We start from the raw sequence: 12,549 nt of genomic DNA, 5'->3' as shown, positions 1-12,549 counted from the left end.
GGTTCAAATCCCACACCCACCGCAGTTGTTGAAGGCCCCTGACCAGGAACATCGGTCGGGGCCTTCGTCGTGGGCGGTCCCTGCTGGCGGCCGTGATTCCCCGTGAGTTACCGGTCTATCAGGCACAGATGGGGCACGGACTTCTGCGGCTGGAGCTCACACTGCCCGCAGGCGTCGCGTGGGGGCGATGAAGAGGGTGTTCCGGTCCGCACTCGAGAACCCGGCCATTTCGGCGATCTCCTCGTGGCTGAGGCCCTTGTCGGCCATGGCCTCGCCAATGGATTGGGCCAGGGCAGGTGTCTCCGGTGGAAGCTCGTCGCTCAAGGGCTCTCGGGTTCGCCAACCCCGGTTACTCAGGGACTTGTACAGACTCGTGCGTTTCGCGGAGGTGATGACTTGCAAGTCGTATGCGCGTTCGATCAGGGCCTGCATCGATGTGCCCCACTCCCGCTTGAGATCATGCAACCGGCCCAGGGTGAGGTTCCTGAGTTGAGGGCGGATGACCTCTTCAGGCATAAGGAACTCCGCCGCGAACCTTGTCGCGTCTTCCTCCATGGACAGGATGGGCTCTGAGGAGTGCAGGCACAGATGCCCCAGTTCGTGACCAACGGTAAGGCGGACACGATCAATGGGCGCCGCTACGTTGATCATCATCACCGGGTAGTCGTCCACCCATTGAGAGAGCCCATCTACGCGTGTCGTCCCGAAGTCTTCGGCGAGGACGATGCAGCCAGCCGCTTCGACCCAGCGAACCAGCGACCTCACAGGGCCAATGGGCATGCGCCACTGCATCCGAACCATGCGGGCAGCGTCAGCGGCGTCCGTTTCAATTGGATCAAACGTCGGGATGCGCTGCTGTGCCCGGAGTGACACTTCCTCCATCAGATGGCGGACGTGCATGCGGTACATGTTCAGCTGGGACTCCAGTTGCCGCCAGGTCGTGGCCTTGGCGGTCGCTCGCTTCCGCATATGAGCGTCTACAGCCATCGCGCCGCGAACGGAAACTGCGTGCTTGAGGAACGAGACGGTTACGCCGAGAGCATCCGCGAGGCGGGCGAGGGCTTCACTCTCGGGCTCGCGTAGATCGTTCTCGTAGCGGGACAGGGCCGCTTGGGTCACCCCAGCGGCCTCTGCCAAGTCTTCCTGGGTGAAACCAAGGGCCCGGCGAGCTGTTGTGATCGCTTCGCCGAGACTGCTCATTTCGACCCATCCTCCGTTGCTTCGTGCTTCTCGGGTGCAGGCACGTTGATCGACGGGAGCGAAGGTTCGGGCGCTGTAGGACGGACAGGCTGAACCGTGCCTCCAGCTTGGCCGACGTCCGGCAGAGGCACCAGCCAGACCACGTTGTCCTGACCGTCGCGTAGCGACAGCACTGCTTCACCGATCTCGCGTGAGTCAGCTTCCCACTCGTAGCCAGCGACTAGACGGACTTCTTCCATTCCCGGAAACGTGTCCTGCACACCCTGTGCGAAGAACTCCAGAGCCGTCTGTGTGGCGTAGCTGCTGACCTGGCCATCTTCCCGATGCCGCTTGACCCGCAGACGATAGCCGACGCCCACGATCACCTCGCGCGTGGGCTCCCCGTGACTCAAGGTCACACCGGGGTGGCCGTCGAGCAAGCTTGTGAGGTGGGCCCACAGGCGATCATGGATCCAGTTGGCTAGACCGCGCTCGCTCGCCTCGGCCACCCACGTGGGATTCCAGTTGCGATAGGTGCGCAGGTCATCGGCAGCGAGCCTCACTGATCTAGCCAGACCGTGCGTGACCTTCTCGCCTAAGCCTGACAGGACTTCTGGGGATTCCGGGTAGGAATTCATGCCGGAAAATATACCGGCACGGTAGATCACCTTGTCCAGGGGATCGTCAACTTGTTGCTGACGCTTGCCTGCTACCTCAACTCACCACTTCCCCCGCTCCCATCCCGTCCGCCGTCGACCCACACACCGTGGAGCGGGCGTGGTTCAGGGGCGTCAAGGTGGAGCGCGCCACTGTACGAACGACCTTGACGCCCCTGGGCCGCGTCTGCTCGGCTCTGCCTGGGTCGACGGTGGACGGGATGGGAGCTCCCCACGCTCGCCACGATGTGCCCGCGGCCGGGAACGGCGCCCCCCTCCCACCCGGTGCCGGCCGATCCCCCGCCGGAGGCATGTCCCTGACCGTGGGCCGCAAATGTCGGGTGATCGACTCATGACCTCCGGGCCTATCCACAGTGGGCGGGCGTCGGCGCAGCGGGGCGGAGCGGGCCGAAGGCAGGAGCGGCGCCCCAGCGGAGCCGGAAAGCCCGCCCGGCGGAGCGGAGCGCAGCCGGGTGCTTGATGAGGTAGAGAAACTTGTAACAGCTCTCAGGCTGTCGGGGGCGAGACGTAGCAAACGGCAGGGATGCTCTGGCCGTCTCCGAAGTGGTGAGTGGCTTCGCCGATCTTCTGCCAGCCGAGCCGCTCGTAGAGCCGCATGGCTGCGACATCCTTCGTCATGACGTCGAGCACCAGGCGTAGATCCCGTTCCTGAGCGAAGCGCATCGCGGCTTCCATCAGGCGCTCTCCGGTCTTGTGCTTACGCGCCGCTCTGACGACGAACAGCCTCGCCAGAACGGCTACATGAGCCTCGTCGTCACCGCTCTGCTTGGTCCACATCCGGACAGCGTCTTCGCCCCGCGGCCGCATGATGGCGACATGCCCGACGACCTCCCCCTCACCGTCGGCCACCCACGCACGCAGCACATCGTCAGACCAGAGCCACCCCTGAGGATCTTCGATCCCCTCCACGGGATAGCCGTCTGTCTCATGGACTTCAACCAGCGCGGCAGCAGCGGGATCTAGGTCATCGCTCTCGAAGGGGCGGACGATCGTGGATGCCATCAGGAGCTCCTGTCTACTCGACGGGCAGTTCGTAGAGCAGCCCGGTGCGGTCGGCGCGGTGGACGTAGCGCGAGACCTCGAAGGGGACTTCGTCCTGGTCGAGGCTGGTGTGCAGAACATCGAGCACTGGCACGCCGGGGAGTAGATCGAGAGTCGCGGCCTCCGCCGGTGTCGGCATCCTGGCGCTGATCTCATCGCGTACGCGGGTCATGACGTGCCCAAGGTCCTGGAGCCGTCCGTAGATGCCGTCCTTGCCGGTCTTGGCCTGCATCAGGAGCGTTCCCTGGGCCTCATCCCAGCGCAGGTACGTCGAGACGATCTGTACCGGCTCGTCGTCCGCGAAGTAGTGGTTCTCCCGGTGAACCACGCTCTCCTCGTCTGCGGAGACCTTCAGACGCTCTGCAACATCTGCCGGTGGCCGCTCACGGGCAATGGACGGGACGTCGATCCTCGGGACTTTGCCCTGCCGCGCGCACTCCAGCCGGAACGGCGTGAGACCCGTCTCGCGGTTTTTGAGCGAGTACCGATCACTGCCGAAGCGGAACAGCTTCTGAGGCTCGCGTACGTATGCCCCGCTGCCGTGTTTCGCGACAACCAGACCTTGCTCGCGAAGGATCCGAACGGCTTCCCGCGCAGTGTTCCGGGCTGTGCCGAACTCCTCGGCAAGGGCACGCTCCGACGGCAACTTGTCCCCGCTGCTCAACTCTCCAGATTCGATCCTGCGGCGCAGATCATCGGCAATTCGCCTGCTCGGAGGCTGTTGAGTCGGAGGGACGGACGGAGTCATGCCCGCAGTCTAGCAACTGGCTCAAGCCACCTTGTTGACCCGAAGCGCAGCGTGTGCTCAACTGGCTTAAGCCAGTAAGTGGCTCAAGCCAGTTGGGCGGGCTCGCTCATCGAGTGCGCCCTAGATCGCAAGGAGTGCTGTATGCCGTCCTTCAAGATCGACCTTCAGACCGCTGTGGTGTTCGTAGCGACCGCGCCGACGCCGAAGCTGGTCAACCAGAAGACGGGCGAGCGGGCCATGGACCGGGAGACGAACGCGCCGCTGTCGACCGTGGGCCTGCTGGTCTCGGACGACGGGGAGGGCAACCTCTACCAGGTGACGATCCCGGAGACGGGTCTCCCCGCGGACCTGACGCCGGGTGTGCCGGTGCGGGTGACTGGGCTGAAGGCGCGTGACTGGGAGAACGAGTTCAACGGCCAGAAGCGTCACGGGATCTCGTTCCGTGCCATCGCGATCACGACGGCGGCCTGATCATGACTGACCCGATCGTGTGGGTGGAGGCGTCGGGTGCCTTAGCGGCGGCTGGTGGCGTCGGCTACGCCAAGGTCCGCGCCCCGCGCGCCTACTGGGCTGCGGTCGGCCTGCCGCTGACCTACGGCCGGTTCGCCCTCTCGTACCGGAACACGATGGATGTGTGCGGGCTGACAGTGCAGCCGTCCGGTCTGCGGGCGTTCATGTCGCGCCGGGTCGCCCGCCACGAGGTCCGGCCGGTGGCTCCGAAGATCCGCCGCGTGTGGGGAACGTCGACCGGCCTGCGGGTCACGCTCCGGCTGCCCGCCGGTCTGGAGCCCGCCGACCTGGCCGCCGCCTCCGAGCGGCTGCGCCACGCCTGGGGCGTCCGCTCCGTCCACGTCCGCCCGACCAAGCCGGGGTTCGTGGAACTGCGGATGACCGGCTTCGACCTGCTGCGCCGGGTCCAGATGCCGAAGAAGGCCACTCCGCGCGATCTGATCGCGCCGGTCGCCCTCCGCGACGACGGCACCGCCTTCGTGCGGAACTACCGCGAGATCCCGCACGCGCTGACCCTCGGCGCGAACCAGTCGGGCAAGTCCATGTACCAGCGCAACCTGATCAAGGGACTGGCACAACTGCCGGTCGCCCTGGTCGGGATCGACTGCAAGCGCGGGGTCGAACAGTCCCGCTACGCCCCGCGCCTGTCCGCGCTGGCGACGACCCCGGACGATGCAGCCTCACTGATCGATGTGCTGGTTGCGGAGATGGAAGACCGCTTCGACCTGCTGGCCAAGCACGGCGTCTCAGACCTGTGGGAGCTCCCCGAGTACCTGCGGCCCGCGCCGGTCGTGGTCCTGGTCGACGAGATCGCGGAACTCTTCCTGATCTCTGCGAAGAAGGATGAGGAGCGTCGCGAGCGCATCGTCACCGGTCTAATCCGCCTCGCGCAGCTCTCCCGGGCGGTCGGGATCTACCTGGAGATCTGCGGGCAGCGCTTCGGCTCCGAACTCGGCAAGGGCGCCACCATGCTCCGCGCCCAGCTCACCGGCCGCGTGGTGCACCGCGTCAACGACAAGCAGACCGCCGAGATGGGGCTGAACGACGTGGCCCCCGAGTCGGTACCGGCCGCGTGCACGATCCCCGCCGACCGCCCCGGCCAGGCCGTCGCCGCGGATGCTTCCGGCGGCTGGGGACGCATCCGAACCCCGCTCACCTCGGTCGACGACACCGTGACCACCTGCCGGGAGAACGTCCACCTGATCCCGGATCTCCCGGCCCTGGAGCCCTTCCGCCCGGTCGTGCCGCTCGACCCGACGCTGATCATCCCGCCCATGCCGAAACAGGCCCCGGCAGCCTTCTGAGCTGCCACTCCACCGGTTGGCGTGACCACCTCGCGCCAGGTCCCTACCCCACCCATGCCTGACACCGGAAGGAGAACGACCCATGGCCGCCGTCAAGAAGCCCTCCTTCGAACCGCAGAGCGCCGCGTGCCCGACCTGCAAGGGCTCCGGTGAGGTCTCCGTCGCTGTCCGCGTCGGCCGCAAGCGCCAGGCCGTCGGCCAGCAGACCGGGCTGTGCCTGACCTGCCTCGGCTCCGGCGAAGCCACCACTTCCACCTGACCACGACGGGGGCTCCCGGGATGCGGTTCTACCTGACCACGCACAAGAAGCACTGGGTCAAGCTCACCGACAAGCCGCTGTTCTTGAAGTCCGAGCACTTCGCCAACGCAGTCACGCTGTACCCGGCCCTCGGCCCGTATGCGGTGGACTCCGGCGGCTTCATGGAACTCAAGGACAAGGGCACCTGGGAGCGTCCGCCCCGCCAGTACGTCACGGATCTGCGCCGTATCTGGGAGCACGTCGGCCCCTATGACTGGGCTGCCCCGCAGGACTGGATGTGCGAGGACGCCATCATCAACGGCGGCACCTTCAACGGACAGCACTTCGTCGGCACCCACCTCAGCGTCGCCGAACACCAGCGACGCACCGTGAACAACTTCCTCGAACTGCGCTCCCTCGCACCCGACTTGAAGATCGCCCCCGTGGTGCAGGGCGACACCATCCCGGCCTAAGAGGACTGCCTGGAGCTGTACGACAAGGCAGGAGTCGACCTCCGCAAAGAGCCGATCGTCGGCCTGGGCTCGGTGTGCCGCCTGCAGTCCACGAAGAAGGGCGCCGCGATCGTCACCGCGATGGCGGCGCACGGGCTGAAGCTGCATGGCTTCGGCTTCAAGACCCTCGGGCTGGCCAAGGTCGGCCATCTGCTGGCCTCCGCGGACTCCGCCGCCTGGAGCTCCCACGCCCGCCATCGCCCGGCGCTGCCCGGTCACACCCACAAGAACTGCGCCAACTGCTTCGACTACGCCATGCGCTGGCGTACCCGCGTCCTGGCCGCCACGCGCACCACCGCCCCGGACACCGCGCACGCCCAACTCGCCCTGTTCTGAACTGAAGGGAGGTGAAGACCATGGCCCGCTCACTGCACCCGGACGCCGTCCTCATCCAAGCCGTGATTGCCGGTGCCCTGTCCTTCTCCCACCTGCACGACCTCGCCGAAGCAGCCGGACAGTCCGGCTGGAAAGCCTGGGCCTACCCGATCTCGGTTGACCTGCTCCTCGTCGCGGCCTGGCGACGGCTGCGCACCGCCCGCAAGGACCGCGCGGCCTGGGCCTGGTTCGTGATCGCCCTGTTCGCCTCGCTCGGCGCCAACGTCGCCACCGCCGGACTCCTCAACCTCAACGCCGTCCCGGCCTGGCTGCGGATCGTCGTCGCCGGATGGCCTGCGCTGGCCTTCCTCGGCGGCACCCTCCTCGTCCACAGCCCCACCGACACCACCCCGGCCCCGGAGCCTGACGCACCGGAGCCCACCGAGGACGCACCCGCGGTCGACCTGCACCGCACCGACACCGCGCCCGAAATCGATGAGCGTCCCGAGGCACCCGCCACGCGGGAGCTCCCGGCATCCGACCCCACTCCGGAGCCCGCGCCGGTCCCGGCGAGCGTCCCGCCGGCCCTTTTGGACCACGCCCGAAAGCTCGCCGACAAGCACCACGCGACCACCGGCAATCCGCTCCCCATCGCCAACCTGCGCGCCCAACTCGGCCTACCCGCGCCGGTCGTCGACTCGATCGCCGCCCACCTCCAACTCGCCTGAAAGGACCGCCTGCCATGACCGCCTACCGCCGCTTCCGCAACGTGCAGAGGCTCGGACCCGTCCAGGTCGCCACCTTCTACGACGGCCGCGGCCGCGAACGCCACACCGCCGCCTGCACCGCACCCCGCTGCGACTTCTCCGCCGAATACGACAACCGCTCCGGCGCCGAACTCGCCGCCCGCACCCACCACTGCCCGGCCTAGGAGACCGCCATGGATGTCCCGCTCTGGCTCGCTCTGATCGTCGTCGGATGGCTCGGCATCAAGCTCACCCGCCCGCCGCTCTGGCTCGTGATCCTGCTCCTGCTCGGCGGCTACCTCATCGCCGACAGCTTCCTCGGCCCCGCCGTCGACTCCCTCATCAACTAACCCCGAAAGGAGGACCACCCCGTGTTCACCCCGAAGATCCCGGTCAACGACCAGCCCACCGGCCAGATCATCCCGCTCAACACCACAGCCGTGGAAGGCCACACGCACGCCCCGGCCGCCTGCTCCTGCCCGCACCCGGCCCCCGCCTCGGCCGCGACCAACCGGCCCACCGTGCAGCTCACCCCCGGCGCCCTCGCGCTCCTCGTGGGTGGCGGCACCGCGGCCGTGCTCGTCGTCGGCGCCGTGCTGGTCTCCATGCTCCTCGCCGTCGCGATCACCGCGGGTTCGCTCGCGATCGTCGCGCTCGTCATCCGCTCGCTCATGAACAGCGAGATCAAGAACCGCTGACCGGCCCCGGAGCGGCCTCTACCGCCAAGTTTCGTCCGCTCCGGAGCCGTGCCTCCTGCCCGAACCAAACGATCCGGAAGGAAGTTCCATCATGGCCCAGCCCACCCCTGCCCGCGCACGCATCTGCCCCGACTGCGACGGCTTCCCCGCCGTCGCCATCACGACCGGACTGCGCAACCGGGACGGCTCCCGCCAGACCCTCACCGCCACCTGCACCACCTGCAAGGGCCACGGCCACACCACCCCGGCCTCCGTCCTCGCTCGCGCAGGGCGGTGACTGGCATGGGACTTCTGAACTGGAACAACGGCGAGCACTACGACCACACCGGGAACTGCGCCTGCACCCAGTGCGGCAAGCCCACCCCGCTGCGCGCCCACTCCGGCGAGCCCGTCCACAAGGTGTGCGCCGAGGACTGGAACGACCGCAACCCCGACGCCCCGCGCCACCAGGAGAACGGCCGGGACCTGGGCACCAGCCGCTACCACTCCGACCGGCCCCGCAATAAGCGCAAGGGCGGCGCCCGATGACCGACACCGCCACCATGGCGGGCCTGGACCCGGCCACCCTCACCGACGTGCTGAGGGTCGCCGGGTCCCCGGGCTTCGACCGCATCCAAGACCAGATCCGCCGTACCGGCGGCTGCTCCGACCCGATCCACCTGACGGGCTCGACCGTCACCCGCGACCGCGCCACCGGACAGGCCCTGTTCTCCTACTCGACCGACACCGAACCCGGCGGCCGACTCCGGATCGCGTGCGGCAACCGCCGGGCCTCGCGCTGCCCGTCGTGCGCCTGGACCTACGCCGGGGACACCTACCACCTCATCCGCGCCGGACTCGTCGGCGATCCCGACAAGGGCACCCCGCACACCATCCGCGACCACCCCCGCGTCTTCGCCACCCTCACCGCCCCCAGCTTCGGCCCCGTCCACAACCGGCCCGACAACCGGCCCTGCCGCTGCGGCACCCGACACCCCGAGGACTCCGCAGAGTTGGGCACTCCGCTCGCCCCCGAGAAGTACGACTACGCGGGGGCAGTGCTGTGGAACAACCACGCCTCCGAGCTGTGGCGCTTCTTCACGATCTACCTGCGCCGCGAGATCGCCGCCCGCGCGGGCCTGACCCAGAAGGCAGCCCGGGAACAGTCGAAGGTGTCCTTCGGCAAGGTCGCCGAATACCAAAAGCGCGGCGCCATCCACTTCCACGCCGTTGTCCGCTTCGACGGGCCGGACGGTCCCGACAGCCCGCCGCCGCACTGGGCGAGCGTCGCCCTGTTGACCGACGCGATCCACGCCGCGGCTGCCCGGGTCCGTGTCGACCTGGACGCCGTCGGGGAGCTCCCAGCCCGCGTCTTCTGCTGGGGCGACCGCCTCGACGTCCGCGAGATCAAAGCCTTCGGCGACGGCTCCGAAATCACCGAACAGGCCGTCGCCTCCTACGTCGCCAAGTACGCCACCAAAGCCGCCGAGACCACCGGCACCGTCGACCGCCGCATCGGCAACAAAGAGGCGCTGATCCTGCTTGACGTGCCCGACCATCCCCGGCGCCTGATCGAAGCGTGCCTGGACCTGCACGCCATGTACCCCGATCGCAAGCTCCGCGAGTGGGCGCACATGCTCGGCTTCCGCGGCCACTTCTCCACCAAATCCCGCGCCTACTCCACCACCCTCGGCGCCCTCCGCCAGGTGAGAGCCGACTACCGCGCCGCCCAACACCGCGCCGCCCTCGGCCTCCCCGACCCCGACGAGATCCCCGAGGAGACCACGCTCACGCTCGCGCACTGGACCTATGCCGGACACGGCCACACCCCGGGGGAGTCCTGGCTCGCCGCCAACATCCGCCGCGGCATAGCCCAGAACCGCGAACTCGCCCGCGAAGCCCTGCAAGACGACTGGCCCTTGGAAGGAACCGACGTATGACCACGGCAGTGATCCAACGGAAGTGGCACACCACGGCGGAGGTCGCCGAAATGCTCGGCTACGGCCTCTCCAAGACCAAGATGCTGGTGCTGACCGGCGAGATCCGCTCCATCAAGGACGGCCGCAGTCGGCGCATCCTCCCCCGCTACGTGGACGAGTACATCGAGCGGCTCGCCCAGCAGGCTGAAGGGGAGGCAGCATGAGCGGCAAGCGCGGCAACGGTGAGGGCTCCATCTACCCCTACAAGAACGGTTTCGCGGCCTACGTCTGGGTGACCAAGCCGGACGGCAAGCGGGCCCGGAAGTACGCGTACGGCAAGACTCGCGATGAGGTCCACGACAAGTGGCTGAACCTCCATGCGGAGGCGAAGAAGGGAGCCGTCGCCACCCAGCACCGCACGGTGTCCGTCTTCCTCGCGTACTGGCTCGACTCGATCGTGAAGCCGAACCTTGCCCCGCTGTCGTACGTCTCATACGAGGGCTGCGTGCGGCTCTACATCGCGCCCTACCTCGGGGCGAAGCGGCTCGACCGGCTGACCGTTCGCGATGTGCGGGAGTGGTTGACCAAGCTGGCGACCGTCTGCCAGTGCTGCGCCCAGGAGAAGGATGCGAAGCGAGCGCCGACCCGACGGAAGTGCTGCGCGGTCGGGGACTGCTGCGAGGCGTACCCCTCCCGCCGGGTCATTCAGGCTTCCCGCGATGCTCTGCGAGCCGCTCTGACCCATGCCGTCACCGAGGAGGAGATCAGCAAGAACGTCGCCTCCCTGGTGAAGGTGCCCAAGCCGCGCCGCCGCCGGATCAAGCCGTGGTCCGTCGCCGAGGCCGGACAGTTCCTCGCCGATGCCGCCGCTCGGGACGACCACCTGTTCGCCGCGTGGATGCTGGTGCTCTGCCTCGGGCTCCGCCGGGGTGAGGTCCTGGGCCTGACATGGAAGTCCGTCGACTTCGAGCGCGGCGAGCTGTACGTGGACCACCAGATCCAGCGCGCCGGTCGGCAGATCCTGCACCGGGAGACCAAGACCGAGGACTCCGACGACTTCTTGCCCCTGCCTTCGCTCTGCCTGAAGGCGCTCCGGATGCGTCGCGCTCAGCAGTCCGGCGACCGCAAGGCCATCGGGGATGCGTGGCAGGACGATCGCGGCCTGATCTTCACGACGAAGTACGGGACGCCGATCGAGCCGGGGAACCTCACCCGGATGTTCGCCCTGCGGGCTCGGCGTGCCAGCCTCCGCGTGATCCCGCTGCGGAACACCCGGCACACGTGCAGCTCGCTCCTGGTAGCCCTGAAGGTGCACCCGAAGGTCGCTCAGCGCATTCTGCGGCACTCGCAGATCGCCATGACGATGGAGGTCTACGCGGAGGCGAGCGAAGAAGAGGTGCCCTCGGCACTGGATCAGCTTTCCGGCGCGATGGACGGTAGCGGCTGACCTGGTTGCTGTACTTCGCTGCTGTACGGCCCAACGCAAGAGGCCCCCGGATCATCTCCGGGGGCCTCTTACCTGTGCGCACTCGGCAGGATTCGAACCTGCAACCTTCTGATCCGTAGTCAGATGCTCTATCCGTTAAGCTACGAGTGCTTGTGTTTTCTTGTGATGATCGGGGTTTTGGGCCCTGATCGGCTTGCGGGAACAACATTACATGACCCGTGCCGTCTGGTGAAATCCATTTGGCCTCACCGTGCTGACCTGCACAGATGCCCCCGGGGGCCGGGAACGGCCGAAGCCCCGGGCGGCAGTGGCACGGGGCTTCGGGGGTGCGGAGGCGGAGGGATTTGAACCCTCGATGGGCTTTAAGACCCAAACCGCATTAGCAGTGCGGCGCCATAGACCGGACTAGGCGACGCCTCCAGCTCGCCCGCGCGAGCGCGGTGCGTGCAGATGATGACACAGCCAGGCCGGGCGTCACCAATCGGCGCTTACGATACTAGGCGGTACCGGCACGGGGCAAAGCCCTATCCGGGCGCGCAACGTACGGGCGCCCGCGGCGTTGGACACGGTGCGCCGCCCCGGCCCGTGGGCGGCGGAGCGTCCGACCGCATGCACAGGAGCCGTCATGCCGCCTCGTACCGTCCTTCTCGCCCTCGCCTCCGCCGCCGCCTCGGCACTCATGGTGGGCGCCGGAGCCGGCGCCGCCCACGCCGCCGCGCCCGACGGTGCCGTCACCGCACCGTCACCCTCCGTGTCCACCTTGCCGGCCGCCACGCCCGGCGGAACGCCCTCATCGCCGCCCGCCCTCGCCGCCGGCGACCGCCTCACCATTGAGGTCAGCAACGCGGGAGAAGGCCAGAACGGAACGTTTGAACTGCGGTGCAACGCAGAAGGAGGGACGACGTACAGCGGCGACCACCCACGCGCGCGTGAAGCCTGCGAGCGGCTCGGCAGCTTCTCCGCCGGGGGCGACAACCCCTTCGCGCCCACCTCCAAGCGCGCCCTGTGCACCATGCAGTACGGCGGCCCGGCCACCGCCCACATCACCGGCATGTGGCGGGGCCGCTCCGTGGACTCCCGCTTCTCCCGCGCGGACGGCTGCGAGATCGCCCGCTGGAACGCCGCCGTACCGATCCTCCCCGAACTGGCGCCCACGGCCTGACCCGCCGCCCCGGCCGGCCCACCAGGCCCCGGCCGGGGCGCCACTCCGCGGTGGACGCGCGCGCCACCGCTCAG

At 68.1% G+C, this 12,549-nt stretch carries 19 protein-coding genes and 2 tRNA genes; 15 read left to right on the top strand and 6 right to left on the bottom strand.

Going from position 1 to position 12,549, the window contains the following annotated elements:
- Positions 1-156: 156 nt before the first annotated feature.
- The 4 genes from ACIBIW_RS05560 to ACIBIW_RS05545 form a co-directional block, all read right to left on the bottom strand.
- The gene (locus ACIBIW_RS05560) at positions 157-1,200 is read right to left on the bottom strand and encodes a helix-turn-helix domain-containing protein (RefSeq protein ID WP_399332262.1); all 1,044 of its coding nucleotides are present in this window, start codon (positions 1,198-1,200) and stop codon (positions 157-159) included.
- Positions 1,197-1,817 (bottom strand): hypothetical protein, encoded by a 621-nt coding sequence (locus ACIBIW_RS05555; RefSeq protein WP_399332260.1) that lies wholly within the window; start codon positions 1,815-1,817, stop codon positions 1,197-1,199. The genes ACIBIW_RS05560 and ACIBIW_RS05555 overlap by 4 nt, the downstream gene beginning before the upstream one ends.
- 525 nt (positions 1,818-2,342) lie before the next feature.
- Positions 2,343-2,858: a GNAT family N-acetyltransferase gene (locus ACIBIW_RS05550; RefSeq protein WP_399332258.1), complete on the bottom strand. Its 516-nt coding sequence runs from the start codon at positions 2,856-2,858 to the stop codon at positions 2,343-2,345.
- A gap of 13 nt (positions 2,859-2,871) precedes the next feature.
- The gene (locus ACIBIW_RS05545; protein ID WP_399332256.1) at positions 2,872-3,645 is read right to left on the bottom strand and encodes a GntR family transcriptional regulator; all 774 of its coding nucleotides are present in this window, start codon (positions 3,643-3,645) and stop codon (positions 2,872-2,874) included.
- A 141-nt stretch (positions 3,646-3,786) separates the two neighbouring features.
- On the opposite strand from ACIBIW_RS05545, the gene ACIBIW_RS05540 reads away from it, so the two are divergent.
- The 14 genes from ACIBIW_RS05540 (at position 3,787) to xerC (ending at position 11,313) form a co-directional block, all read left to right on the top strand.
- Entirely contained in the window at positions 3,787-4,116 is a 330-nt protein-coding gene (locus ACIBIW_RS05540; RefSeq protein ID WP_399332254.1) for a hypothetical protein, read from the top strand.
- Between the two features lie 2 nt (positions 4,117-4,118).
- A complete protein-coding gene (locus ACIBIW_RS05535; protein WP_399332252.1) occupies positions 4,119-5,459 on the top strand; it encodes an FtsK/SpoIIIE domain-containing protein in 1,341 nt (446 codons plus the stop codon).
- Positions 5,460-5,541: 82 nt separating this feature from the next.
- On the top strand, positions 5,542-5,718 hold the full coding sequence (locus tag ACIBIW_RS05530; protein WP_399332250.1) for a hypothetical protein: 177 nt from the start codon (positions 5,542-5,544) through the stop codon (positions 5,716-5,718).
- A gap of 20 nt (positions 5,719-5,738) precedes the next feature.
- Positions 5,739-6,170: a hypothetical protein gene (locus tag ACIBIW_RS05525; RefSeq protein WP_399332248.1), complete on the top strand. Its 432-nt coding sequence runs from the start codon at positions 5,739-5,741 to the stop codon at positions 6,168-6,170.
- Between the two features lie 72 nt (positions 6,171-6,242).
- A complete protein-coding gene (locus ACIBIW_RS05520; protein ID WP_399332246.1) occupies positions 6,243-6,545 on the top strand; it encodes a hypothetical protein in 303 nt (100 codons plus the stop codon).
- Between the two features lie 20 nt (positions 6,546-6,565).
- Positions 6,566-7,252: a DUF2637 domain-containing protein gene (locus ACIBIW_RS05515; RefSeq protein ID WP_399332244.1), complete on the top strand. Its 687-nt coding sequence runs from the start codon at positions 6,566-6,568 to the stop codon at positions 7,250-7,252.
- A 14-nt stretch (positions 7,253-7,266) separates the two neighbouring features.
- Positions 7,267-7,455 carry a mobile element transfer protein gene (locus tag ACIBIW_RS05510; protein ID WP_399332242.1) on the top strand — a complete coding sequence of 63 codons (189 nt, stop codon included), beginning with the start codon at positions 7,267-7,269 and terminating at the stop codon, positions 7,453-7,455.
- A 9-nt stretch (positions 7,456-7,464) separates the two neighbouring features.
- Positions 7,465-7,620 (top strand): hypothetical protein, encoded by a 156-nt coding sequence (locus ACIBIW_RS05505; protein ID WP_399332240.1) that lies wholly within the window; start codon positions 7,465-7,467, stop codon positions 7,618-7,620.
- A gap of 21 nt (positions 7,621-7,641) precedes the next feature.
- Positions 7,642-7,968 carry a SpdD-like protein gene (locus tag ACIBIW_RS05500; RefSeq protein WP_399332238.1) on the top strand — a complete coding sequence of 109 codons (327 nt, stop codon included), beginning with the start codon at positions 7,642-7,644 and terminating at the stop codon, positions 7,966-7,968.
- Positions 7,969-8,059: 91 nt separating this feature from the next.
- On the top strand, positions 8,060-8,245 hold the full coding sequence (locus ACIBIW_RS05495; RefSeq protein WP_399332237.1) for a hypothetical protein: 186 nt from the start codon (positions 8,060-8,062) through the stop codon (positions 8,243-8,245).
- A 5-nt stretch (positions 8,246-8,250) separates the two neighbouring features.
- A complete protein-coding gene (locus tag ACIBIW_RS05490) occupies positions 8,251-8,496 on the top strand; it encodes a hypothetical protein (RefSeq protein WP_399332235.1) in 246 nt (81 codons plus the stop codon).
- Entirely contained in the window at positions 8,493-9,887 is a 1,395-nt protein-coding gene (gene repSA, locus ACIBIW_RS05485) for a replication initiator protein RepSA (protein WP_399332233.1), read from the top strand. The genes ACIBIW_RS05490 and repSA overlap by 4 nt, the downstream gene beginning before the upstream one ends.
- The gene (locus ACIBIW_RS05480) at positions 9,884-10,090 is read left to right on the top strand and encodes a helix-turn-helix domain-containing protein (RefSeq protein WP_161303459.1); all 207 of its coding nucleotides are present in this window, start codon (positions 9,884-9,886) and stop codon (positions 10,088-10,090) included. The genes repSA and ACIBIW_RS05480 overlap by 4 nt, the downstream gene beginning before the upstream one ends.
- Complete coding sequence (gene xerC, locus ACIBIW_RS05475; protein WP_399332230.1) at positions 10,087-11,313, top strand: tyrosine recombinase XerC; 1,227 nt, start codon at positions 10,087-10,089, stop codon at positions 11,311-11,313. The genes ACIBIW_RS05480 and xerC overlap by 4 nt, the downstream gene beginning before the upstream one ends.
- Before the next feature lie 77 nt (positions 11,314-11,390).
- On the opposite strand, the gene ACIBIW_RS05470 is transcribed toward xerC, so the two are convergent.
- Together ACIBIW_RS05470 and ACIBIW_RS05465 are read right to left on the bottom strand one after the other, a co-directional pair.
- Positions 11,391-11,463, bottom strand: a tRNA-Arg gene (locus ACIBIW_RS05470).
- A 179-nt stretch (positions 11,464-11,642) separates the two neighbouring features.
- Positions 11,643-11,733: transfer RNA gene (locus ACIBIW_RS05465), tRNA-Ser, on the bottom strand.
- Between the two features lie 205 nt (positions 11,734-11,938).
- On the opposite strand from ACIBIW_RS05465, the gene ACIBIW_RS05460 reads away from it, so the two are divergent.
- Positions 11,939-12,475 (top strand): SSI family serine proteinase inhibitor, encoded by a 537-nt coding sequence (locus ACIBIW_RS05460; protein WP_399332228.1) that lies wholly within the window; start codon positions 11,939-11,941, stop codon positions 12,473-12,475.
- Positions 12,476-12,549: the final 74 nt, after the last annotated feature.

The sequence above is a fragment of the Streptomyces sp. NPDC050560 genome (genome assembly GCF_044457285.1).
Classification (GTDB): Bacteria; Actinomycetota; Actinomycetes; order Streptomycetales; family Streptomycetaceae; genus Streptomyces.
The sequence above is the reverse complement of the archived record's forward strand: the minus strand, read 5'-3'. Positions and strand labels throughout refer to the sequence as shown.

Bases quoted from the DNA above. Each gene is read 5' to 3' on its own strand.
- ACIBIW_RS05560 (WP_399332262.1), bottom strand. From the start codon at position 1,200: ATGAGCAGTCTCGGCGAAGCGATCACAACAGCTCGCCGGGCCCTTGGT.
- ACIBIW_RS05555 (WP_399332260.1), bottom strand. From the start codon at position 1,817: ATGAATTCCTACCCGGAATCCCCAGAAGTCCTGTCAGGCTTAGGCGAG.
- ACIBIW_RS05550 (WP_399332258.1), bottom strand. From the start codon at position 2,858: ATGGCATCCACGATCGTCCGCCCCTTCGAGAGCGATGACCTAGATCCC.
- ACIBIW_RS05545 (WP_399332256.1), bottom strand. From the start codon at position 3,645: ATGACTCCGTCCGTCCCTCCGACTCAACAGCCTCCGAGCAGGCGAATT.
- ACIBIW_RS05540 (WP_399332254.1), top strand. From the start codon at position 3,787: ATGCCGTCCTTCAAGATCGACCTTCAGACCGCTGTGGTGTTCGTAGCG.
- ACIBIW_RS05535 (WP_399332252.1), top strand. From the start codon at position 4,119: ATGACTGACCCGATCGTGTGGGTGGAGGCGTCGGGTGCCTTAGCGGCG.
- ACIBIW_RS05530 (WP_399332250.1), top strand. From the start codon at position 5,542: ATGGCCGCCGTCAAGAAGCCCTCCTTCGAACCGCAGAGCGCCGCGTGC.
- ACIBIW_RS05525 (WP_399332248.1), top strand. From the start codon at position 5,739: ATGCGGTTCTACCTGACCACGCACAAGAAGCACTGGGTCAAGCTCACC.
- ACIBIW_RS05515 (WP_399332244.1), top strand. From the start codon at position 6,566: ATGGCCCGCTCACTGCACCCGGACGCCGTCCTCATCCAAGCCGTGATT.
- ACIBIW_RS05510 (WP_399332242.1), top strand. From the start codon at position 7,267: ATGACCGCCTACCGCCGCTTCCGCAACGTGCAGAGGCTCGGACCCGTC.
- ACIBIW_RS05505 (WP_399332240.1), top strand. From the start codon at position 7,465: ATGGATGTCCCGCTCTGGCTCGCTCTGATCGTCGTCGGATGGCTCGGC.
- ACIBIW_RS05495 (WP_399332237.1), top strand. From the start codon at position 8,060: ATGGCCCAGCCCACCCCTGCCCGCGCACGCATCTGCCCCGACTGCGAC.
- ACIBIW_RS05490 (WP_399332235.1), top strand. From the start codon at position 8,251: ATGGGACTTCTGAACTGGAACAACGGCGAGCACTACGACCACACCGGG.
- repSA (WP_399332233.1), top strand. From the start codon at position 8,493: ATGACCGACACCGCCACCATGGCGGGCCTGGACCCGGCCACCCTCACC.
- ACIBIW_RS05480 (WP_161303459.1), top strand. From the start codon at position 9,884: ATGACCACGGCAGTGATCCAACGGAAGTGGCACACCACGGCGGAGGTC.
- xerC (WP_399332230.1), top strand. From the start codon at position 10,087: ATGAGCGGCAAGCGCGGCAACGGTGAGGGCTCCATCTACCCCTACAAG.
- ACIBIW_RS05460 (WP_399332228.1), top strand. From the start codon at position 11,939: ATGCCGCCTCGTACCGTCCTTCTCGCCCTCGCCTCCGCCGCCGCCTCG.